Below are 21,790 nucleotides of genomic sequence, written 5' to 3' on the forward strand. Positions count from 1 at the left end.
CCCCCCACCGTGATCATCGGGATCCTGGTGGGAACACCTTGACCTCAATCACCCACCGCGAGCATCGTCGATGAGTCCGGTCGTTGGCATTCCTTCGCCGATTCGGCGTAGGATCTCGTAGAGCTTGTCCATTTCTTCGGGCGTAGCAAACTCTGCCAAGATATCTTTTCGTTTATCGATGGGCATGGCTTGAATGATACTGACAACGTCATCGATTTCTTCGTCATCGTACATGCGCAAAAGCTGCTCCTTTGCCTGTTCTGCCTCAAGTGCCTGGAGTGTGCGTTGTACTTCTTGCAATCCTTCGTCTTGAGCGCCTTTTCGAATTTCGTCCAGACTGCGATCAAACGAGGTCCGACGTTCATCAAAACGTTCGCGTTGCAGTTTCAGTTCCGACATTTGAAGAGCGATGTCGTTCTTGGCCTCTTTCAGGCTTCGCAATCGGATGTCACTGTCCAAACCATCCCGCCGCCGGGCGTCGAGGATTTCGTCAAAATCCGGTTGCTCACGGTCTTCGCTTTGCTGCATGATCTGCCGCAATTGATTGCCGGTGATGTCGATTCCGTTGAACAGTGCGATGACTTTGGTCAATGTTCGAACGTTGAGCGTGCCTCGCGAAGCGAAGTAGCCCATCAAAATGATCATGGTCAAGCAGGTCGCGGTGCTCATCATCGCGACAGATCGCATCATGAATCTCATCGTCGAGTCTCCTTGGATTGAGCAGCCATCGCGCGGCGTCGCAGCAGGACCCGGGCGGAAGTCAGATCATCGGCTTCGGCTTGTTCTTGTTTGGCTTCGAGGGAACGATGTTCGGCCAGTTGAGTTTCACGCAATCGTTCCAGGCGTTTCACTTCGGCTTCCGCGGTCACAAGTTTCTGGCGACGTTTTTCGAGCTCTTGGTTGAGCTGAGCAAGCGTTTGTTGCAGCGAGATTTGGTCGGCGTGCAATTGGATGTCGTAGCGACCTTGGTGCAGCATCTGGTCCACCGAAACGTTGGCTTGATGCAACGTGTGGGTCTGCGCCGTGCGGATCAATTCGCGTTGCGAGTCGATGTCTTGAACTTGCTCGTTGATTCGCTGAATGGCTTCCAGAGCCTTGCCCACCTCCGCGCCCGCTTCATCTCGCTCGCGAGAACGCAAGTCGACCAGGGAATCGAATCGGAATCGAAACGGAGGCATGAAAAGCTAGAGAGTGGAGAGGACGAAGGGCTGAGTGGTCGGAGCCATCCGGTGAATGGTTGCCGTGCGGGAAACTCTTCCCATGGAATCAGCCGGTCAGGCTGGATTGGGAGCAGCGACCGGCGGTTGTTTCAGTTGGGCGAGTGCGGCGGAAGCGGCTTGATGCAATTTTTGAATCCGTGCCTGGGAATCCGCGAGGGGCGTGATTTCGTTCGCGTCTTGTCGCAACAGTTCGTTGATGGGTTCCCGCATCGCGATGGCGGTGTCGATGCGAGGGTCGCTGCCGGCGCGGTAGGCACCGATCGAAATCAGGTCTTCGCTGGATTGGTACTGGACCATGTGTTCGCGAATTCCCAGGGTGGCCTGGTAGATCTCCGGGGTCACCAAATGATTGGCGACTCGACTGATGCTTTCGGGGACATCGATCGGCGGGTAGTGACCACGGTGGGCGAGTTTTCGGTTCAGAACAATGTGCCCGTCGAGCAAACCACGAACGGTGTCTGAGATGGGTTCGTTGTTGTCGTCGCCTTCCACCAACACGGTGTAGAACGCGGTGATCGAACCCTTGTTGGTCCGTCCAGCACGTTCAACCAACTGCGGCAACATGTTGAACACACTGGGCGGGTAGCCACGCGTGGTGGGAGGTTCGCCGGCGGCCAATCCCAACTCACGCTGAGCCATCGCGAACCGCGTCACGCTGTCGACGAGCAACAGCACTCGATGCCCTTCGTCGCGAAATTGTTCAGCGATCGCGGTGGCAGTCCAGGCCGCTGAAAGTCGTTGAGCGGCGGGTTTGTCGCTGGTTGCCACCACGACGACGCTGCGTTTGAGTCCGGCGGCGCCGAGCGCTCGTTGCATGAATTCCTGAACTTCGCGTCCTCGCTCGCCCACCATCGCAATCACGATTCGATCGGCCGTTGTTCCGCGAGTCAGCATGCCGAGCAACGTGCTCTTGCCAACGCCGGAACCGGCGAAGATGCCCAACCGTTGGCCAACGCCGCAGGTCAGCATCGCATCGATGGCGCGAACGCCCGTTTGCAGTGGTTCATCAATGGGGGGGCGATCCAGCGAATCGGGTGCGGCACGGGACGCACTGACTCGAACGAGATCTTCGCTGAGCGGTTTTCCATCGATCGGACGCCCGAAGGCATCGATCACACGCCCGCACAGAGAGTCGCCGACACGCAACGTGAGCGATCGCGAAACCAAGCGGACCCGATCCCCTGCCGCGAGGGCTGAGATGGCTTCCATCGGTGCCAGGATCGGTCGCGTGTCATCAAACCCAATGACTCGGGCCAGGGTCGGTGGAGCGTCGGGTGGCATCAGTTCGCAGATCGCCCCCAGGGGAGCGGTCATGCCTTGCACCGTCACGGCATCGCCCGTGACCGATGCGACTCGGCCGCGAATTTGGGACAGGACCAAAGAACCAAGTGATTGGCGAATGGTTTCGGGATCCGGCAAACGCGGCGGATGCAACTGCGGAACGGCGGGCAGGTTCATAGCATTTCCTCACGCAACCGTTCCAACTGAGATTGCAGTCCGGCGCGGATCTCACCGCCTTCTTGTCGCACGACCACTTCGCCCACGGGAAGTGTTTCATCCGGGATCACACAGGACTGTTCCGGCAAATCAGGGCTCGCCAAAAGTTCATCGAAACGTTGTCCCAACTCCGCCAGCATGTCTGGATGAACGGCCAGGACCAGACGTCCGGCGGACCGAGTGCTGTGCAGTGCTTCGCTGGCCCAACGCACCAAGAGGTGTTGTTGGTGAGGACTGTCGGCGTATCCCGCTTCGGCAAGCGACGCCGGCACAGGGGCCTCGTTCAGGTTGGCTCGCACCATTCGTTCCGTCGCTGCGATCGCAGTTTCGGTCAGCACTTCGGCGTATTGCTGCATCCATTGGTCGTACTGCGCGTGCATCTTTGTGCTGGCGTTTTGCAACGCTTGCAGTTGCGATTTGGTTTTGGCCTCCGCCAATTGCGTGATTTTCTGTTCGATGTCTTGCGAGGCTTTTTGCACGCCTTCTTCGTAGCCGCGAGCTTCCGCTGCCTGCTTCAATTCGGCGGCTTGGGTTTCCGCTTCGGCGAGCAACTGGGCGGCTTGTTCACGAGCCCGACGCAGCTCTTCGCGTCCTTTTTCGGCCAGGTCATTGAGATTGAAGCCAGCCAAACCCGACACACCACCGGGTTGTTTGCCGACGACGTCGCCGGTCGCACTGGCTGCGTTGGATCGTGCTTGATCGACTTGTTCGGCAGGGACTCGCGTGGAGATGCCGGGGCGACTGGCGGGCGGAAAGTCAGCGGGGCCCAACTTCGATCGGTCAGGGGTCGCGACGGCCGAGCCATCCGGATTGTTTGGGGCGGCGGCGTTGTGCTTGAGAATCGATGCCATCGTCATGCCGCCATCGCAGTGGTGGAAGAATCAGCCAAAGCGGCGACCAAGACCGCTTCTTTGGCCTCGTCAATTTCACGCAGTTCCATCGATCCCACATTGGCCAACTGGGTACGAACCTGGTTGGCTTGTTGTCGCGGAAGCACGCTGATGGCGGAGTCGGCGGTTTTGTTAGGCAGCCCGCACAAGCACAGCATGGCGATGCGGGTGGGGACACGTCCCAGAGCTTCGCAAAGCAAACGGGGTTTCATTTTCACGAGCTGTTGATGAATTTCGTCCGTGGCCAAACCGGAGGATGCCGGCGATGAGGTGGCATCTGATCGCGGGGAGGCGTGGGGAGCTTCCGGGGTGGCGTCCGCCGGCACATGCACTCGCAGCGGTGGTGCGCCGCCAGACGATTGTTCCGGAATTTCTGATGCGGCACCGATTGGCGAATTGGCAGGATGCCCGGACGCGGTGGCATGCGTCGGTGGAGCCGAGTGGGCTTCCGTGCTGGCCGAGGCGTGGCCGTGCGTGGGCGTCATTTCGGAAAGGATGGCTTTCAACCGAGGCGACACGGCAGCGGCTTCCGCGGGCACGTGGCGGGCTGCTTGTGCCGGGTCCCAGCCTTCGGTAGGAGCGTAAGCGTTGATCAGGTCCTGCAACGGATTGGCTTGCGAACGAGCGATCAAGGCTTCCGCTTTGGTGCGGAAGGTGCTGACCAGATCTTCGATCATCGAATCGGGGAATTCTTGCAACCGGCCGATTCGGCTGAGGATGTCTTGGCGCTGATTCGGCGGGAATTGCGGCAGGATGGCCGCGGCTTTTCGGGGATCGATCGAGGCCATCACCACCGCGATCGTTTGCGGGTGTTCAGTCTGCAGAAGCCCACGGACATCGTCGTTGGTCAGTGAATCCAGGAATCCAAACGAATGCTTCGCGGATCCCAAATCAGCGGGCACGGGGGCTCCGGCCGCGCTGGAATCCATCGTCGAGCGGGGGGAAGGTGCCGACCGGCCTCGCTCCGACGCGGTTCGGCTGAACATGATTTCATCAATGGAGCCGCTGGGTTGACCGTGGCGGGCAGCGTCGGATCGGGTTTGTCGAATGGAACCGGTGAACGATTCCAGGGCTCGTTTGTGTTCCAGCGGGTCGACATCGTCGAGGGAGGCGACCTCGTATTGCAGGCGTTGCTGCGATTCCAGGGGCAATTCGCCCAGTAATTTCGCGGCGATTGGTCGGGGTAAATTTTTGAGAACGATCGCGACACGTCGCAACGAAGCGGCGCGGCGAGCGTCATCGTCAGAGCGAGAGGAGGCGGTCGCCACGAGGACACCTGGATTGCGGGGAAAAAAGCGGGCAGAAAATTTGCGAGCGACGGATGCGATCCTGCCCAGTTCGGTCATAGTGAAACACGGGGTCCCAAGTGAAGGTCGAATTGTCTCGATCCCCCCAGCCCGCTAAACTTGCAGCCATGAACCAGCCCCCGATGAAACGCCTGTTGGCAGTCATTGGCGGTGGGCTGGACACCGAATGGGTGGCATCGGTCATCCAACGTTTTCTGTATTTCCTCCTGCCGTCCTGAGCAAACTCACATGTCAGCCATCACCGAGCAAATGCAGGGTGAAGTATTGATCGTTGGATTCACCGACAATGCCCTTCGCGATGCACAACGGATTGAGGTTGTGGGCCGCGAAATGCAAGAGATCGTGCCACAAGCCATCCACAAAAAAATGTTGATCGATTTCTCCGGCTTGGCATTCATGTCGTCGGCGATGATCAACAAACTGATCCTGCTGAACAAAAGCTGCAAAGCTCAGGGCGTTGCGCTGAAGTTTTGCAACGTGTCCCCGTTGGTGATGGAAGTTTTCCGCATTGTGAACTTGGGCAAACTGATCGACATCCAAGGCGATCAAGAGGTGGCCGTGGCCAGCTTCGACAAAAAGGGCTGGTTCGGCGGCAAGAAATGACGCCCGCCGGCGATTCCACTCCGGGTGTGTCCGCGGACCCGCCCGGGCCAAGCCCCAACGCCTCGAAGTCGCAGTGGATGCGGTTGCTGGAGGCCGAACGTCAATCGATTGCGGGCGATATACACGATGAGTTGCTGCCCTACCTGTTCGCGGCGGCCGGGTCACTGGCATCGCTGCAGCGGCAGAATCCCGATTTGAAAGCCGCCCTCGAACAACCCGTTCAGTGGGTTGATCAAGCCCGTGAAATTGCTCGCCAGATCATGAACGGAGCGGCGCTGCCCCGAGATCTGTCTGCTGGCCCCTTGATGGCCGCCAAAGAATTCCTGGAATCCGTGGTACTCCGCGGCGATGACGCCCAGGAACTCTCGGTTGAGTGGAAGCAATTGGACGAGAGTGCCTCGTTTGCCTGGGACGAAATGCAAGCAATCGCGGTTTACCGGATCATTTGTGAAGCGGTTCGCAACGTGGTTCGCCACGCCCGAGCGAACGAATTGGTCGTGGCCTGGGAAACGGGTCCATCCGGATGGACGGTTTCGATCCAAGACGACGGGGAAGGCTTCGATTCGGAGACCGTTTCAGAGACCTCGCAGGGCATCACACTGATGCGCCAGCGGGCTGACGCGGCAGGATTGCATTGCCAGATCGTTGGGGCCAAGGATTCTGGCACCCAAGTGACCGTGTCTCGATCGGCGTAGCTTGCTTGGCTCGAGACAGCTTGTTTTTGTGGCGGTTGCTGCTTGATCAGCCGACTTGGCGACGGGCTGCGACTGCTTGTCCAAGATCGTCAAACAGTTTCTCGGTGGTGTCCCAACCGATGCAAGCGTCAGTGACGCTGAGGCCTTGAACCAACGGTGACGCACTGAGTTTTTGATTGCCTTCGAGCAGGTTGCTCTCGATCATCACCCCCATGATGCGATCGTCACCCTCGGACACTTGAGCGCAAATGTCGCGACAAACGTACGACTGTCGCGCGAAGATTTTGCGACTGTTGGCGTGACTGCAATCGATCATGATTCGGGGTGGCAGGTCGGCTTTTTCGAGCAAGCTCGATGCCATGTCGATGCTGGCAGCATCGTAATTGGTGTGCTTTCCACCACGCAGAATGATGTGGCAGTCCGGGTTACCGGTCGTGGCGAAGATCGCCGAGGTGCCCTCTTTGGTGACCGACAAAAAGTGGTGTGGACGGCGCGCCGAGCAGATGGCATCGACCGCAATCTGAACATTGCCGCTGGTTCCGTTTTTGAATCCGACTGGGCAAGAAAGCCCCGACGCCAATTCCCGGTGCCCCTGGCTTTCGGTCGTGCGAGCCCCAATCGCTCCCCAACCCACCAGATCGGCCACGTACTGAGGGCTGATCAGGTCCAGGAACTCGGTTCCGGTCGGCAATCCCATCGCATTGATGTCGCTGAGCAGACGCCGAGCGGTTCGCAGGCCGTGGTTGATCTCGAAGCTGTCGTCCAGTTTCGGGTCGTTGATCAGACCTTTCCAACCCACCGTGGTGCGTGGTTTTTCAAAGTAAACCCGCATCACGATCAGCAAATCGTCGGCGTACTTTTTTTGCTCCACCGCCAACTTTTCAGCGTACTGGCGGGCAGAATCCGGGTCGTGAATCGAGCATGGCCCCACGACGACCAGCAATCGATCGTCCTTCTTTTGAAGCACGTTCTGGATGGCTGCACGCCCATCAGCAACGGTTTGTGAGATTTCGTCGCTGGCCGGGATTTCCGACAACAGTTCACTGGGTGACATCAGGTTTTTGATGGCGCCGATACGAAGATCATCGGTGCGGATCATGAGCTTGCAGTGGGTTCAAAAGGAAAATGTGGGGAAAACGTATCGTAGTTCAATTCCAAAAGATTGGAACGAGCCTTCTATCAACCACGGGGTGGCGACCAAGTCGAGAACGACAAAACCTCTCGCTGGTTCGCAACCGGTTCATGGTTCTGATTCGACCGCAGGGCGTTTCAGAGTCGCGTGAATGTGGTCCACGTCGACCTCCACCCCAGGGCCGGGTTGGTAGAGGAGCAGACTGACCATCTTGATTCGTGACAGATCCAGCTCGCGATCTTGAGGCCCGTCGATCATGGATTGACGAGGGAAAACCACGTGTTGAGGTTCGCCCGCTCGGAGTGTCACAAAGTGTTTCGCGACATCGTCATGGTAATCCTGGTGATCTTCGTCGATGACTTTGAGGATCACTTCCCAGGTTCGAGCGACAGGCGCCTCGAGCTCAGGAGCGGATGATTCGGTATCGGCTGGCTCAAGCCCATTTGACTCCGGATCCAATGACTCGGGGGGCCCCACGGACGCTGGGACGTTCAGAACAATGTCCAGTTCCAGCGTTTCCACTTCGGACCAATCCGAAGCGACCTCCAGCAACGTCATCGCGGGATGCGGGGCATCCTTGGGTTTCCAACGCAGAGCGAACTCGCCATCGGTCACATTGGACTGGGTTCGCCCCCGCCGACCGCGATTGAAATGCCAACGTGTGATCTCAAGCGGCGTTTCAAACGACGCGATCCGAGGGAAGTCCGATTCAACCTTCCAGCAATCACGAATGATCTCGATGGAACCCCACCAAGTCAGTCCGATGAAGATGGTCCCCAGCAACTGCAGGGAGCGTCGCCAAATCGACGAAGTCAAACCACTGGCAACGAACCAGACCGACGCGGCCAGGATCCCCAGGCCGTTGGCAATGGCATCTTGAAGTGTCGCGGATCGTCCGATCATGCCTTGCAGCATCTCGACCAACACCCCCGAAACAAACAAGGCGGTTGCGACCCAAACCAGGCGTCGTGCCCATTGGGCGGAACCAAAGACCTGAGGCCGAAGCGATTGCAGCAACACCATGGTCAACATCGTCAGCCCTGCGAACAGCGGGGCGTGCACCATGTCGCCGATCGATCCAGCCATGCGCCCAGAGACCGGGAGCGGAACCAGCAATCCAACCAACGCGACCAAGAAGCATCCCGGCAGCGCCAGCCAAATCAAGCGAGAGGATTGGCTCTGAGTCACTATCGTCGCAGGTTGAGCAGTTCGTCGATGAGCTGCTGGGTGGTCGTGATCACTCGACTGTTTCCCCGGTACTGTGTGCTGGCCAGAACGAGTTCGACCAAGTCCTTCCCGATGTCCGTGTTGGACAATTCCAACGCACCACCGATGACCGATCCGATGCCGTTTTCACCGGGCTGACCGGTCACGGGCAAGCCGGTGTTGACGCCCTCGGCGTACATGTTCAAACCACGCGCTTCCAAACCGGCAGGGTTGGCAAAACGAGCCAGTTGCAACTGCCCCAAGTCTCTCGAGATACCGTTGCTGAAGACACCCCGAATGGTGCCGTCTTCGCCGACGACAAAGCTGTTCAGAACACCGGGTTCACTCCCGTCCTGCTGGGTGGCTGCCAGCGAGGCCTCGTCGGTCGCCAGTCCCGAGACAAGCGAGAAGTCCATTTCAAATTGCAAAGGCGAAACGCTGGGGATGCCTTGGCGGTTGATCGAAATGGTTTCTTCGGTCGCGGTCACGAAGTTGCCGTTTCCGTCGAACTGAATCAGACCGGTTCCGACCGTGATGTCGGTGTTGCCGGTCACAGAGTTGTCGGGACTGTCGGCGTACCAGCGGTAAATGGTGGCTTGGTCGGTGCGGCTTTCCAACGTCGCGGAAACTCGCACGTTGATCGGCACACCGAGTGAGTCATAAACCACAAAGTCACTGGAAGCACTTTGTCCGATCGCTTCTTGTTGAATTCCAAAGGCCAGATTGGGCGTGGTGATTTGGCCCAGTTCGTCCGTCAGTCGAAACGCGGACAATTCGATGTCGACCGCGTTGGCTTCGCCATTGTTGGATACCAAGCGAATCTTTCCGTCTTGGATGTAAGCCCCAGCCACCAGCTCGCCAGATTCACCTTCAATGTTGTTTTCCGATCGTGGGATCGGATTGGCCGAGTCAATCTGCAACGTCTGGATCCCCGAAGCATCGGAGATGAAGTCCAGCAGGTCTTGCATGGTGCTGGTGGAAGTGATCTCCAGCTCTTTCGTCCCCAGGTTCGAACCGCCCTTGCGACCGGTGTAGCTCAGCGTGCCTTCACTAAAGACCTGTTCGTAGGTCAATCCATCTCGGCGAAGGACATCGGTCAGCAAGGTGTTGGAGTTGACCGCTGGGCCATCCATGTCCAACAACTGGTTGCCGGGTTCGGTCAGGTCCGAAATTTGTGCGTCCGTCGCGGAGTCGGTGAAGGTTTCACCGGGCGCGACCTCACCCACCAAGTAGAAGTTGTTTTGGTCACCGGCAAGGTTGCGATAGATCCGCACCGAATCGTAGGCGGGAAAACCGCCGCCAGCCGGAGGCGTTGGAGGCGTTGGAAAATCGCTCAACGTGATCCGGCCGTCGACAACGCTCTTGGGACCCAAATATGAACTCGGACGACTTTCGGGGTCGCCGGAGCTGTAGTAAGTCACCATGTAGGTGTAGTTGCCGGTCAGCGTGTCTTCGTTGATCGGCGTTCCGGACAGGGGCGTCGAACCATCGTCGTTGTACGTCCCACCTGCGGCTGCCGAAGCGAGGTACTCAAATTCGGTCCCATTGGGACCGGTGCGATAAATGTTGACCGTTGGGAAGTCGCCGCCCAAGGGGTCCTGGGGCAAGTTGCTCAGGTCGACATTGCCGTTGGTTCCCACCGTGAAGGAACGGGCGGCGCTGGGCGCCGATTCATTGCCGCTGGCATCGACCAAGGCGAATTTGTACTGGTAGGTTCCCCCGGTCAGCGAACCTGCCCCCACGGTGCCATTGACGGCAGCATGATCAGCAATCGGTGACGTTTCGACCGACACGCCGCTGGCGTCCGGACGTGGGACTTGGCTGTCGCCCAAGTGCAGACTTTCGATCACTTGTCCCGCGGAGGCAACCTCGCCTTCGGGGGTCAACGTGCCTTCAAAGGCAACGTTCTCGGTCGCTTTGGCAACGGTCTTGGTGCCCAAGGGAATCGACAGCGGAACCAATGAACTCGTCTGCAACCGGAACTGTTCGTCGATGCCGTAACCGAGCAATCGCTGGCCGGTTGCATTGACGAGTTCCGCATCACTGTTGAGCTTGAAGATCCCGTTTCGCGTGTACAGTTTTTCGCCGTCCGCCGCTTCGACTTGGAAGAACCCGTCACCCTGGATCGCGAGGTCGCTGCTACTGCTGCTGATCTCGATGGTGCCCTGGTTGTGATTGGCCGCGATTTCCGCGACCTGGACACCCAAACCGATTTGTCGGGGGTTGGTACCCCCGTTGTTACTGGAGGGACCTGCCCCCAGCGACAATGTTTGCAGGAACTGTGTCGCAAAGACCGCATCGGACGATTTAAAACCGACCGTCTGCGAGTTGGCCAGGTTGTTACCGATCACATCGATCTGTGTTTCGGCAGCACTCAGGCCGGTCAGGGCAGTCGTCAGGGCTGATTGAAGTCCCATCGGCGAACGTCTCCACAGTTTTCAGTAGGTCTTACAACGCAAACTCAAACCTGTTGATCGGCCGATCTAACCGGTAAACTTTACTCAGTTTGAATTTGACGAATATTCTCTATCGCCATCGTCTTCTGACCCACGTGAACTTTGACCGAACGTGTCTGATTGTCATCATTCGTTTCGACGGTGATTTTGTCGACCTCACCCGTTGTGTTGGTTTGATCGTCCGCCAACCCCGTCACGGTGCGTCCAATCAATCCGCTGGCGGTCACCAGTTGTTGGCTGTTGGATAGATCGCTGAGGGTGTTGGTCAGTTCGTCGGTGGCCCCGATTTCACGAATTTGTGCGATCTGCTGGACCATTTGGGCGTTGTCGACCGGATCCAGAGGGTCCTGGTTCTGCAGCTCATTGATCAGCAGTTGCAGAAAACTGTCCACATCCAACGAGTTGTACCCCTCGTTGGCACTGTCGCTGATTTGGGAAGACTTTTCGCTGGACGAAAAGCCCGCGGCGGCGGAGGTGCTGGTGACTTGACTAGCAGCAGACATATTCGCGTTTCCAAGATGGGAAGATCCGTTCACGCGAAATCAGCGTGGCGGAGAGCGTTTGCATAGCAATTTCGGGGATTCTGACGCGAGTCCAGTTCTTGGCGGGCTGGATTTTCTTCGCGGCCCACAGGCCCAGGGGCCCGAGATGGTGAGAGTCTGACGTCTCAGCAGCCCGCCCATTTCTACCTATCGGCGAACGGACAGCTTCCCCTAAACTCGCCCGAACGCGACCAAGAATGATTCGAGGTCCGCCCCTTCGACGCTCAGCCACCGGAACGGAGTCCTTCGGCATGGAAGCCAAAACCATCCGCCAGTTCGTCTCTGCACGTCTCGATTTCCAGAAGCGATGGGGAACTGTGTGGGCCTGTTTTGCTGTGTTGGCGTGCTGGGCAGCGCCGGCCGACGCGGCCAACTACCGAACCCGCAACTTCATCGTCGAAGCCCCCACCTCCCAGTTGGCCCAAGCCGTTGGGGACGCCGCCGAAAAGTATCGCCATGATCTGGCGAGCTACTGGACCGGCCAGCCCTTGGCCCCCTGGCCCACTCCCTGCCCGGTTCGAGTTGTCGCAGGCAACCTGCCCGCCCAAGGCGTGACCACCTACAACCCCGCTCCTGTTCGCGATTTCCAAATGGAAGTCGTCGGAACACCCGAGCGAATCTTGGACAGCGTGCTGCCACACGAAGTCACCCACACCGTCTTGGCGACCCACTTTGGTCGTCCCCTGCCACGCTGGGCCGACGAGGGCATTTGCACCACCGTCGAGCACGACTCGGAAAAGGCCAAGCACGAAGCCAAGTTGCGAGAGTTCCTGTCGACGCGTCGCGGCATCGCGATGAACCAGTTGTTCTTGTTGACCGAGTATCCCTCCGATGTGTTGCCGATGTACGCCCAAGGTTACTCGGTGTGCCGATTTTTGATCGAGCAACAGGGCCCCGAAACGTTCATCGATTTCTTGGGCGAGTACATGCAGCGTGGGTCCTGGACCAACAACGTGCAAAAACACTACGGCTACGATTCGTTGGCTGAACTGCAGGAATACTGGTTGGCCTGGGTCGAATCCGGCAGCGGCCCGGTGGCTCAATTCGCCAAACTCACTCCTCGCGGCAGTCAGCCTGGTTCGACCAGCGACATCGCTTTGGTCAGTGCGACTGGGCCCACCCGCCCCGTCGATTCTGCCAACTCAGCGGCCCGTTCGCAAGTCGCCCCCGCCACCGCACTGGCGGCAGTGGATTCGATGCCACGTGACCCAGGGCGTTCGGATTCAGGTTGGAAAAGCACGAATTCAATGGCATCCGCAGGCAACCCACGGGCAGCGTCGAATGGTTCGTCGTCCTGGTATGTCCGCCAACTCCATCGCGATGAAGATCGTTCCCCGGTGGAATCCATTCCAGCCGGAGCGAGTGCACCGATCGCACAAGCAAGCCCAAACAACTTGAGTGAGGATGCGTCCAAGTCACGTTGGATGCCACCCTCGGTCAAATCCAGTGGTCGCTATTCGGTTTCGACACCGCAAGGCGAAAGCAGTGGTTCCTTTGGTGGCAACCGCTGGCGTTGATCTGCCGGTTGAAAACATCGTTCTCTTGGAAAATTGATGACGTCGACCGCGTCCAGCGAGCCGTTTGTCTTTGCACCCAGCGGGTCGGTTTCATCTGACTCGTCGGGGAGATCGGCGTCCGCGCGCGGATCGACCTACGCGGCCCCCGGTGTGACTTCGTCTCATCAGTTGGTGGACCAAGCGCGGCAAGAGATCACTCAGATCGTTCGCGAGGTCGCTGCGGCGACGCATCAACCGCGAAAAAGGGCGGACTACCTTCGGTTTCTTGCCGATCGCGTTTTGCGAGCGATGGCCGGTCATGGCGTTGTGATTTGGACCCGTTCCAGCGCAGGGGATCCCAAGGAAACGAGCTACGTTGCCGAACATCGTCTCGGCCGGGTGACCGACCTTGCCCTGGTGGATGAGGGCGAACAAGTTCACCAGTGTTTGCTTGCGGAAGTCGCAACGGAAGGGGCTCCTGTCGTCGTTCCCCCCACGCCGGGTGCGGACCAAATCGATGTGCCAGCCAATCCTCTGCCCTATCCCGCGGCGATCGTGCCGATTCGGATCGACCCTTCCTCCGCCTTGCCCGAAGGATTGATTGAGGTCTTCTTGGATGAAGGTGGGACCGCAGCCAGTCAACGCGGCAGCCTTCGGTTCCTGGCCCAGATGTCAGATCTCGCCGGCGAATTCCTGCGGATGCTGCGGCTGAAAACACTCAGCCAATTGCTTGATGCAACCGATCGAGTCGATGTTGTTGTGGAACGTCTGCACCGGATGACTTCGACCGGAATGATCCAAGCGGCCTGGGTGGATGCAGCCGCAGAGTTATTGCGTTTGCCACGCGTGGCCCTGTGCCGAGTCGACTCGTCTCAACCACGAATCGTTGCGGTCAGTCACGTCCATCGCATCGATCAACACAGTGGCGCCGCCAAAGCAATCCGCGCTGCGACGGCGATTGACCTTCAACCTCAACACGGAATTTGGTTTGCCAGTTGCCAAGCGGAATCGAACGAAGGCAAACCGAACGAGGACGATTCCTCGACCGCTCCATTCAACCACGACCAAACACCCCACGCCATTGAATCATCCCAGGAACCCGCTTGGGTCGTTGCCGCGCATCCTGATTCGCAGTGGCGGATTGTGGGATTCACCTCGGACGAAGCCGAGCATTTGTCGGAAGACATCTACTGGGGCACGCTGAATCGGTTGCTTGTCGGTGGAGCTTCGGCCTGGACCGCCGCGCGACGCATCGAATCACTTCCCGGTGGCCGATGGTTTTCGAAATTGTTCGTGGAACCGGACGCGGTCAGCTCCGTTGCCTCAGCCCATGCATCCGACACGAGGTCCACTTCGCGACGCACGCGAGTGGTGCATTCTCGAATTCGCAAGTCCGCGACTTGGATGGCAGCAACGCTCACGATCGCCGTTTTGGTTTGCCTGCCGATGCCCAGTTTGGTGCCCGTCACGGGAGTCATCCGGCCTGTTGAACTGGACACCTATCACGCCGCCAGTGACGCGGTGGTGGAAACCTTGCATGTCGATCACGGGCAACGGGTTCAGCGTGGGGACTTGTTGGCAACGCTCACGTCGACCGACCTGCAAGAACAGGAAACCAGTCTGCTGGGTCGCCAAGCCGTGTTGCTGCGGCAACAGGAACAGGTCAACCAGACGCTGATGTCCCGTCCATCTGACCATTCTCGTCCGGACTCGGTCCATGACGGACGGGAAGTGGAAGAAGAAATCGCGTCGGTCGACCGACAGCTCGAAATCATTCGCGAATCAAAAGCACGGTTGATCCTCCGTGCTCTCCGCGACGGACGCGTGGATGCCTGGCGACTTCAAGAGCGTTTGGCCAATCGCCCCCTGCGCCGCGGCGATCCGGTCTTGAACGTGATCGCCGAAGACACACCGTGGGTCGTGGATGCTCGGGTTCCTCAAACTCGCCTGCAAACGGTCGACAAGGCGTGGCAATCCGAGAAGCTGACCGCTGAAGTGGGGACGGCTTGGTCCAGTGAGATGAATCTTGCCGCGACCGCCCAACGGTTCGGCCCGATTGTGCCCGACCCAACGGATGGAACACCCTCGGTCGTGATGCGGTTGGGGCTGGAAGAATCACCGACGCTCGGTGATCAGCCACTCGCTGAAATGCCCGCCCGGGTGACGCTGCATTGCGGACGCACGCCGGTGGGATGGTTCTTGGTCCAGGACGTGGTGCATTGGTGCCAAGTCCAATGGGGAGGGTATTTCTGATGCGAAATCACATGAAATCAACGGTCTGTTTGATCGTCAGCCTTGGCTGGGCAATCGCCTCAATCGATGCCGCTGATCCGGTCGACCGCGATCCCGTGCAAACCAACGTGGTGGAGGTTCGTGAGGTCGTTGTCGACTTCCGCCAACAGGTCGATGTGCCAGCCTTGCAGAGCGGCGCGGTGGCGGAATCTGCCGTGCGGCCCAATCAATTCGTCCGCCGTCAGGAAGTGCTGGGACGGTTGGACTCGCAGGCACTGATCATCCGACGTCGAGCTGCAGCGTTGCGATATGAGTCAGCCAAGCTGATCACGAGTGACGATCTCGAAATGCAATTCGCGGAAACATCGCTTGCTGAAGCCGAAGCCGAACTCGACGCCAGCAACGCGACCGAGCAAAAATTCACCGGCGCGGTTTCCTCGAATCAATTGCGGAGGATGCGATTGGCGGTCGAACGCGCCCGCTTGGAGGTGGCTCGCACGAAGAAACAAATTCGCCAAGCTGAAATCGACACGCAGTTGGCTGCCGCTGACTTGGCATTGATCGACGAAGAGTTGGCTCAACTGGATTGCGTCAGCCCGATCGAAGGGGTCGTTCTGACGGTGCACCGGGAACCGGGCGAATGGATCGCCAAAGGCCAACCTTGGGTCACGGTTGCCTCCGCGGGACAGCTGACGCTACACGCCCTCGTGGACGCGGATGAGCTTTCACCTGCGACCTGCGTTGGTTTGGATGTCAGCGTCCATTGGGGAAGCGAAGCCGATGGGACGGCGAAAATGCTGGCGGGTAAAATCACATCGGTGGACCCAACCCGCTTGCCCGGCAATCGTTTCCGCTTGCACGCCGAAGTTCAGAACCGCCGGCAAACCCATGATGGTTCGGTGCCGCCGCGGACCGCCATCGTTCCCGGTTCAGGGCACAGCGTCGACCAACATTGGCAATTGTTGCCAGGTGCCCAGGTGACCCTTCGCATCTATCGTTCACGAGACGAAATGGCGTGGCGAATGGACCGCGACAACTCCGATTCGTTTCGTGGGAATCTGCGGTGATGAGCGGTTTGGGCCCTGCCGTGAACTCCAACCGAGAAGCATCGGCCCTGCGTCAGGACTTGCATGCCTTGCCGTTGCCGGATGGCCGTGGGCTGGTGATTGTCGATGAAATCGGCGGACGCTTCGCGCGCACGACCAAACGCATTTGGCAATCGCTTCAGGGTTCTGACTCGGATGTCCCTGGTGCTTCGGCGCCCACGGATGCGACCTTCTGGCCGCAAGCCAAAGCGGCGGGCTGGCTCAAACGCACCAGTGCGGACGCCCCCAACAGTCGATCGCGATGGCTGCAGTCGCCCCTGTCCTTTCGCATTCCGCTGGCGTCGATCGATCCGGTGGCTCGTCGTTTGGTCCCCCTCAGCGGATTGGTCTTCTCACCATTGGCCGTTGTCCTGTTCAGCGTCGCCGGATTGGTGTCGTTGCTGTTTTGGATGGTGCGTTGGCAACACTGGGCGGGCTCCGTGCCTTCCCTGCAAAGCTATCTCATGTCGTTGCAACCGCTGACCATTGCCGCCACGTTTGTGCTGACCAAGACGGCTCATGAACTCGGGCATGCCGTCCTCTGTCGACGCTTTGGATCTCGCTGCGGTGTGGTCGGCATTTGGTGGCTGTGCTTCATGCCTTGCCCGTACGTTGACGTCACCGACGTTTGGCGACAACCCAACGCCGCTCGACGCGGTGCGGTGATGGCCGCGGGGATTTGGGTTGAGTGGATCATTGCCATGGTGGCGTTGTGGGTTTGGTGGTTGGCCCCGTCGCACGAGGTGCGAATGACCGCGATGAATGTGGTCCTGGTTTGTGGGATCAGCACCGTTTTGTTCAACGCCAATCCGCTGATGCGATACGACGGGTATTTCATTCTGAGTGATTTGCTCGACACCGCAAATCTGCGAGAGGAAGCGCGACGTGGGCTGCGATTGTTTCTCGTTTCACCACTTTCTCGTTGGCATCGTTTGGGCAAACGAGTTTGGTCGATGGCGGTCTATCACTTGTTCTCGAAGCTCTACCGAATCTCCATCAGCATTGCGATTGCCACGTTTGTTTTGCAGTGGGCCGCTGGATGGGGATTGTGGCGCATCGCGATGGTTGTTGTCGCTCTTGCCGTTGTTCGTTTGGCCTTCACCAGCATGCGAAACCTTGTTCGCATGATTCAGGGAAGCGGTGCGTGGAGGGGAGTTCCCGGTGGACGACGCGTTGGATTGGCAGTCTGCGGTTGCCTCGCTGCCAGCCTGATTCTGATCGTCCCCATTCCCAGATACCGTCACGTCACGGGTGTCATTCGCGTTCGGGATGCGGCATTGGTCTATTTGCCTCGAGGCGGCGTCATCCAAGCGGTCGACGTTCGCGTGGGCGACCGGGTGGTCGCAGGTCAGAAGTTGGCCGAGATCGCTGATCCCAGCTTGCAACTGAAGTTCGAAGCGAACCGAGGCAAACAATCCGTCATTCGCGAAAGGGTGCATGCGACGCGTTTGGCTTCGCTGCGGACGGGCAGCTCGACGAGAGATTGGCAAGCGTTGGAGGCGGCGTCGGATTCGTTGGCTTCCAATCAATCCCTCCTGCAGAACCGAATCGACTCACTGCGTTTGGTCAGCCCGCAAGCGGGAGTGGTGCTGCCGGCATCGGCAGCGACGCTCAAGAACCATCGTGATTGGCGGATGGACGATCCGTTCACATTGCGACCGACGGTGGGTGAAACAACCGAAGATCGCGTTGCCTGGTGCCGAGTCGCCTCCGATGCTCGGTTGGAAGTGGTCGTGAAGATCAACGCCTCGGACCGCAATCGGATCGCCGAGGGCGTGCCGGTGAGTGTGACACTGCCCTCACTGCCAGGTCGGAAGATCCGGACCCAGGTGCGTGATGTCTCGCCAATGGAGTTGGTCGGCGAACAAGTCGCCGCGACCAAACCGGAGGAGGAACTGGCTTACGAGGCGGTGTGTGATTTTTCGATTGAGAGCATGGTCCGCCAGCAAGACCCTGAATTGGCGGGTCCCACCTCGACCACTGATCGGGACCTCGACGGGTTGCTACGCTGGGACGGAGCCAGTTGCGAAGCGGTGCTTCAATTGCCACCGAAACCGTTGTGGAAAGATGCCAAGCATTCGATCGAACGGTTGATGGGCATCTGAACCCTCTGTCCAGATCCTCTCCTTTTGCTTGTTTCAACCGTGTCGGATTCTTCCACGCCCCCACCGGAGAGTGCACCTTCGTGGCCGTCGCCCGAGCAGCGGATGACGCTTCCGATGTCGGTGGGCACGCACCCGTGTCTCTGGCCAGTCGAAGAGATCGAGAAACGGTGTCAGTTGCGCACACAATCTCGCAGCGGCCCAGGTGGACAGCATCGAAATCGAACGGCGTCGGGAGCCTTCCTGACATTTGATTCGGGAATCCCCGAGATTGGCACCATCACGGCGGAGGCGACCGAGCAGCGACAACAGGCTCGCAACCGAGCGACGGCACTGACGCGCCTGCGGTTTCTGCTCGCGATCACGTTGCGATCAAGTTCCCCACTGGGACCGGTTGTTGCCCCGAATGAAATCAGGCTCTCCCAAGCGGAGTTGGATTTGCGAGCACGCTATCGCGGTTCCCCCATGAAAATGAACGACGAGAACGTGGCGAAACCCGGTGTGTTGACATTGGTGCTCAACGATCTTTGGTATGCCGGCGGGCAGCCAAGTTTGGTGGCACCGCACTGGAAGACATCGACCAGCAAACTGGTGAACCTGGTTCGATCGCAGGCCCCGGCGTTTCGATTGGTCAATCAGATTCGACACCATCACACAAGACCACCTCTGCGGTGACCCCCTATGATTCCGATTCGTGATGACATCCCCAGTCGGACCACACCGGTGGTCAATTACTTGGTCATTGCCTTGTGCGCATTTGCGTTCTTCATTCAGCAAGTGTCCTCGGACAAGAGCGAAGCGATCATCAGCGGATTTGCAATGGTCCCCTTGCGAATCACGGATCCGGACACCACGCCGGTCATGCAGCAACGCGTCGCGGTCCAAACGCCTCGCGGTATCGAAGTCATGGAAGTGCGGCAGGAAATTGGTCCGGCAGCGGTGCCGGTGTGGGCGACGTTGATCACCTGCATGTTTCTGCATGGTGGGTGGATGCATTTCCTGGGCAACATGTGGTTCTTGTATATTTTCGGTGACAATGTCGAGGACCGCTTGGGGCACTTGGGATATGTGCTGCTGTATCTCGGGACCGGTGTGTTCGCCGGTCTCGCGCACTTGCTCAGCGACCCAGGCAGTCCCGTGCCGACGCTGGGGGCCAGCGGCGCGATCGCGGGTGTGATGGGAGCGTATGCGTTTCTGTACCCGCATGCTCGCGTGGTGGCGGTGTTGCCGTTGATGTTTGTGTTCCCGACCTTTGTCTTGCCCGGTCCCGTCTTCCTGGGGATCTGGTTTGTGATCCAGCTCGTCAACAGTCTGGGGTCGCTCACCGGGGGCGAAGCGGGAGGAGTCGCTTGGTGGGCTCACGCGGGCGGGTTCATCGCCGGAGCCGTTGCCGCATTGCTGATCGGCCGTTCGCCGCTGGGCCATGAAGCCGTCCAAGAAAGACGGTTCTGAGTTGGCTGCAGCTGCTCGCCGAAACGCAGGTGCATCGAATCGCAGGTGCATCGAAACGCAGGGAGGCTGACGCAGGGCACTGGAACGCGGCTCCTTGCAAACTGAAGTCCAAGCCGCTGTCTGCTTGGGTTGAGTCAGACCGAAGCAATCGCAGGCCTTCACCGTGGTGCGGGAGGCGACGGAACAGTTGGGGACAACTGTTCGACTCGGATGCGCTCACTCAACCGCAATCGTGAGCAGGGAGCCTCCAAGCAGCCAATCTCGCCCGCGAATGGCCCTCCAAACAGCGGAAACCGTCCACCACCAAGCCAACGCCTCACAACGATCCAGTTCAAAAAGTGGCTGGCACCTTACGAGCACTCGAGCTCTTCGGAAAGTGGCTGGCATCTCAAAGAGTTGAACTGCACCACAGGATAGGCGTGTGTTCGTGTCATGTTGTTAGCTTCATGTTAAGTTAGAGACCCTGAGGTTGTTTGCTTGTTGCCACCAGAGCAGAAGCAACCGACAGTGCACAAAGAAGCTATTTACTTGTTGAACCTGCAGACTGAGGCACTTTAAAATGAGAACTTTCTTGATGGCCGCATTCGCCTCTTTTGGCATTACCCCGGATGCCTACGGAGCGATGGCAACAAACCTTCGGAAAGTGGCTGGCTTCGAGCGAAATCCCACTCGGAGCAGCTCAATGCAATTCCTTCCTCTCTTGGCAATCCTTGCCGTCTTCGCGACTTTCACGCAGAAGGGAAGTGCCGGTGTAGTAACAGACCTATTTGAGCTCGATGATACAGTCGTCGACTTAGACGATAATTCGGTGAATTCGCTAACTTACTCTAGAACGCTATTTGGCTCAGATGGCGTGTCTTTCGATGCAACCATCACTGTCACAGGTAATGGTTCATATGTTCAGAACAGTTCCAATGGTTTAGGCGTCAATGGAACTACCCTCAGCGATGGCGAGGCTCTGACTTTTGCAATGTCGATTAGCAATGAAGTCGGTGGGACCGCAATTTTCGATGGATTCACCCTTCTTGATTTCAATTCCTTTACAGACACTCGTGGGGATGCAGACTCATCGACATACGAAGAGGCAAATTTTACACCTGGAGGCTTGGTCGTACCCGATCAAACAGGTTTTGGCGCGTCTGACGTTTTCGATTTGACGCAACTGAACCTGGGATCCCCGCTACCAAGTTTTACTCTGACTGCCATCACTGATTCGACGACCAGATCTTTTCAACTCGACGATATCACGGCGCAGTTCACGACTACCGCTTCAGCTGTTCCCGAGCCATCGAGTTTCGCGTTACTGGCGATTGGCAGCACGTTCATAACATTGGTCCGTCGTCGTGGACGGACCATCAGTCGCGACCACTCTTTGCGATAGTTTACTACAAGTGTCTCATTCGTTGTCTGTGCACCAAATTCGTTCGAACGATCGAGCCAAACGCTTCCCTGGGCCGTTTCGATGAATCTCTAAGCAGGTCGGCAGGAGTCTTTCGGTATTGGAACTGTTTCGGGAAGCGTCGTTGCTCCTACGTGCAACCTAGGCAAACGCTGGTCAGCAAAAGGTTTGGTGATCTGACGCACTGTGATTGCGCAAGTTTTCATCCCGGTAGGGATGTCAGAGGGTAGCCGTCGGTAAGCGATAGCGCCACCGACGGACATGGAAACCCCACGTCGCCACTCTCCATCCCGCCGTGGCCGATGGCCACGGCGGGATGGAGAGTGTTTTTTCGGGGTTCGTTTTCCGGGGGTACGCTGCCACGCAGCAACCCCCGGCTACCCTCTGATATCCCTACCGGGATGAAGATGGACAAACGCCGGAAGAAAAATGGCGTCCGCTATCAGAGCGTCATTCGCAAACGTTTCGCAGTCCAA

18 protein-coding genes are annotated in these 21,790 nt (G+C 58.4%); 9 read left to right on the top strand and 9 right to left on the bottom strand.

All coding sequences use genetic code 11. The features are described 5' to 3' along the window. Window positions 1–48 precede the first annotated feature (48 nt). The 5 genes from PSR62_RS24265 to PSR62_RS24285 form a co-directional block, all read right to left on the bottom strand. The gene (locus tag PSR62_RS24265) at window positions 49–699 is read right to left on the bottom strand and encodes a hypothetical protein (RefSeq protein WP_338020116.1); all 651 of its coding nucleotides are present in this window, start codon (window positions 697–699) and stop codon (window positions 49–51) included. After that, window positions 696–1,178, bottom strand: coding sequence for a flagellar export protein FliJ (gene fliJ / locus PSR62_RS24270; protein WP_047813758.1), 483 nt, complete (start codon window positions 1,176–1,178; stop codon window positions 696–698). The genes PSR62_RS24265 and fliJ overlap by 4 nt, the downstream gene beginning before the upstream one ends. A gap of 96 nt (window positions 1,179–1,274) precedes the next feature. Continuing rightward, complete coding sequence (locus tag PSR62_RS24275) at window positions 1,275–2,678, bottom strand: FliI/YscN family ATPase (protein ID WP_274405538.1); 1,404 nt, start codon at window positions 2,676–2,678, stop codon at window positions 1,275–1,277. Further along, on the bottom strand, window positions 2,675–3,574 hold the full coding sequence (locus tag PSR62_RS24280) for a FliH/SctL family protein (protein WP_274405539.1): 900 nt from the start codon (window positions 3,572–3,574) through the stop codon (window positions 2,675–2,677). The genes PSR62_RS24275 and PSR62_RS24280 overlap by 4 nt, the downstream gene beginning before the upstream one ends. Then, window positions 3,571–4,875 carry a flagellar motor switch protein FliG gene (locus tag PSR62_RS24285; protein WP_274405540.1) on the bottom strand — a complete coding sequence of 435 codons (1,305 nt, stop codon included), beginning with the start codon at window positions 4,873–4,875 and terminating at the stop codon, window positions 3,571–3,573. Before PSR62_RS24285 ends, PSR62_RS24280 begins: the two co-directional genes overlap by 4 nt. Before the next feature lie 267 nt (window positions 4,876–5,142). On the opposite strand from PSR62_RS24285, the gene PSR62_RS24290 reads away from it, so the two are divergent. Both PSR62_RS24290 and PSR62_RS24295 read left to right on the top strand, forming a co-directional pair. Beyond that, window positions 5,143–5,517: an STAS domain-containing protein gene (locus tag PSR62_RS24290; protein ID WP_007324404.1), complete on the top strand. Its 375-nt coding sequence runs from the start codon at window positions 5,143–5,145 to the stop codon at window positions 5,515–5,517. Further along, complete coding sequence (locus tag PSR62_RS24295) at window positions 5,514–6,212, top strand: sensor histidine kinase (RefSeq protein WP_274405541.1); 699 nt, start codon at window positions 5,514–5,516, stop codon at window positions 6,210–6,212. Before PSR62_RS24290 ends, PSR62_RS24295 begins: the two co-directional genes overlap by 4 nt. A 46-nt stretch (window positions 6,213–6,258) precedes the next feature. Here the strand turns inward: PSR62_RS24295 and PSR62_RS24300 are convergent, their stop codons facing one another. From PSR62_RS24300 to PSR62_RS24315, 4 genes are all read right to left on the bottom strand, one after another. After that, complete coding sequence (locus PSR62_RS24300) at window positions 6,259–7,311, bottom strand: 3-deoxy-7-phosphoheptulonate synthase (protein WP_274405542.1); 1,053 nt, start codon at window positions 7,309–7,311, stop codon at window positions 6,259–6,261. 141 nt (window positions 7,312–7,452) lie between these two features. Next, entirely contained in the window at window positions 7,453–8,409 is a 957-nt protein-coding gene (locus PSR62_RS24305) for an antibiotic resistance protein VanZ (protein ID WP_443217466.1), read from the bottom strand. Between the two features lie 122 nt (window positions 8,410–8,531). Continuing rightward, entirely contained in the window at window positions 8,532–10,967 is a 2,436-nt protein-coding gene (locus PSR62_RS24310; protein WP_274405544.1) for a flagellar hook-basal body complex protein, read from the bottom strand. Window positions 10,968–11,047: 80 nt separating this feature from the next. Next, on the bottom strand, window positions 11,048–11,509 hold the full coding sequence (locus tag PSR62_RS24315; RefSeq protein WP_274405545.1) for a flagellar hook assembly protein FlgD: 462 nt from the start codon (window positions 11,507–11,509) through the stop codon (window positions 11,048–11,050). 290 nt (window positions 11,510–11,799) lie between these two features. On the opposite strand from PSR62_RS24315, the gene PSR62_RS24320 reads away from it, so the two are divergent. The 7 genes from PSR62_RS24320 to PSR62_RS24350 all read left to right on the top strand — a co-directional run bounded on the left by PSR62_RS24320 (window position 11,800) and on the right by PSR62_RS24350 (window position 21,296). Continuing rightward, complete coding sequence (locus tag PSR62_RS24320) at window positions 11,800–13,065, top strand: peptidase MA family metallohydrolase (RefSeq protein ID WP_274405546.1); 1,266 nt, start codon at window positions 11,800–11,802, stop codon at window positions 13,063–13,065. A 36-nt stretch (window positions 13,066–13,101) separates the two neighbouring features. After that, entirely contained in the window at window positions 13,102–15,297 is a 2,196-nt protein-coding gene (locus tag PSR62_RS24325) for an HlyD family efflux transporter periplasmic adaptor subunit (protein WP_274405547.1), read from the top strand. 11 nt (window positions 15,298–15,308) lie between these two features. Continuing rightward, window positions 15,309–16,343 (top strand): HlyD family secretion protein, encoded by a 1,035-nt coding sequence (locus PSR62_RS24330; RefSeq protein WP_274405548.1) that lies wholly within the window; start codon window positions 15,309–15,311, stop codon window positions 16,341–16,343. Further along, entirely contained in the window at window positions 16,343–18,466 is a 2,124-nt protein-coding gene (locus PSR62_RS24335; protein WP_274405549.1) for a peptidase M50, read from the top strand. Before PSR62_RS24330 ends, PSR62_RS24335 begins: the two co-directional genes overlap by 1 nt. 102 nt (window positions 18,467–18,568) lie before the next feature. Then, window positions 18,569–19,138 carry a peptide chain release factor-like protein gene (locus PSR62_RS24340; protein ID WP_338020254.1) on the top strand — a complete coding sequence of 190 codons (570 nt, stop codon included), beginning with the start codon at window positions 18,569–18,571 and terminating at the stop codon, window positions 19,136–19,138. 6 nt (window positions 19,139–19,144) lie between these two features. Continuing rightward, window positions 19,145–19,915: a rhomboid family intramembrane serine protease gene (locus PSR62_RS24345; protein WP_274405552.1), complete on the top strand. Its 771-nt coding sequence runs from the start codon at window positions 19,145–19,147 to the stop codon at window positions 19,913–19,915. Window positions 19,916–20,489: 574 nt separating this feature from the next. Next, on the top strand, window positions 20,490–21,296 hold the full coding sequence (locus tag PSR62_RS24350; protein WP_274405553.1) for a PEP-CTERM sorting domain-containing protein: 807 nt from the start codon (window positions 20,490–20,492) through the stop codon (window positions 21,294–21,296). Window positions 21,297–21,790: the final 494 nt, after the last annotated feature.

This window comes from Rhodopirellula sp. P2 (assembly GCF_028768465.1).
Classification (GTDB): domain Bacteria; phylum Planctomycetota; class Planctomycetia; order Pirellulales; family Pirellulaceae; genus Rhodopirellula.

Excerpts from the sequence above, each read along its gene's own strand:
- PSR62_RS24310 (WP_274405544.1), bottom strand. The coding sequence starts at position 10,967 with ATGGGACTTCAATCAGCCCTGACGACTGCCCTGACCGGCCTGAGTGCT.
- PSR62_RS24330 (WP_274405548.1), top strand. The coding sequence starts at position 15,309 with ATGAAATCAACGGTCTGTTTGATCGTCAGCCTTGGCTGGGCAATCGCC.
- PSR62_RS24305 (WP_443217466.1), bottom strand. The coding sequence starts at position 8,409 with ATGGTGCACGCCCCGCTGTTCGCAGGGCTGACGATGTTGACCATGGTG.
- PSR62_RS24340 (WP_338020254.1), top strand. The coding sequence starts at position 18,569 with ATGACGCTTCCGATGTCGGTGGGCACGCACCCGTGTCTCTGGCCAGTC.
- fliJ (WP_047813758.1), bottom strand. The coding sequence starts at position 1,178 with ATGCCTCCGTTTCGATTCCGATTCGATTCCCTGGTCGACTTGCGTTCT.
- PSR62_RS24315 (WP_274405545.1), bottom strand. The coding sequence starts at position 11,509 with ATGTCTGCTGCTAGTCAAGTCACCAGCACCTCCGCCGCCGCGGGCTTT.
- PSR62_RS24320 (WP_274405546.1), top strand. The coding sequence starts at position 11,800 with ATGGAAGCCAAAACCATCCGCCAGTTCGTCTCTGCACGTCTCGATTTC.
- PSR62_RS24345 (WP_274405552.1), top strand. The coding sequence starts at position 19,145 with ATGATTCCGATTCGTGATGACATCCCCAGTCGGACCACACCGGTGGTC.
- PSR62_RS24290 (WP_007324404.1), top strand. The coding sequence starts at position 5,143 with ATGTCAGCCATCACCGAGCAAATGCAGGGTGAAGTATTGATCGTTGGA.
- PSR62_RS24280 (WP_274405539.1), bottom strand. The coding sequence starts at position 3,574 with ATGACGATGGCATCGATTCTCAAGCACAACGCCGCCGCCCCAAACAAT.
- PSR62_RS24325 (WP_274405547.1), top strand. The coding sequence starts at position 13,102 with ATGACGTCGACCGCGTCCAGCGAGCCGTTTGTCTTTGCACCCAGCGGG.
- PSR62_RS24350 (WP_274405553.1), top strand. The coding sequence starts at position 20,490 with ATGGCCGCATTCGCCTCTTTTGGCATTACCCCGGATGCCTACGGAGCG.
- PSR62_RS24275 (WP_274405538.1), bottom strand. The coding sequence starts at position 2,678 with ATGAACCTGCCCGCCGTTCCGCAGTTGCATCCGCCGCGTTTGCCGGAT.
- PSR62_RS24295 (WP_274405541.1), top strand. The coding sequence starts at position 5,514 with ATGACGCCCGCCGGCGATTCCACTCCGGGTGTGTCCGCGGACCCGCCC.
- PSR62_RS24335 (WP_274405549.1), top strand. The coding sequence starts at position 16,343 with ATGAGCGGTTTGGGCCCTGCCGTGAACTCCAACCGAGAAGCATCGGCC.
- PSR62_RS24265 (WP_338020116.1), bottom strand. The coding sequence starts at position 699 with ATGAGATTCATGATGCGATCTGTCGCGATGATGAGCACCGCGACCTGC.
- PSR62_RS24300 (WP_274405542.1), bottom strand. The coding sequence starts at position 7,311 with ATGATCCGCACCGATGATCTTCGTATCGGCGCCATCAAAAACCTGATG.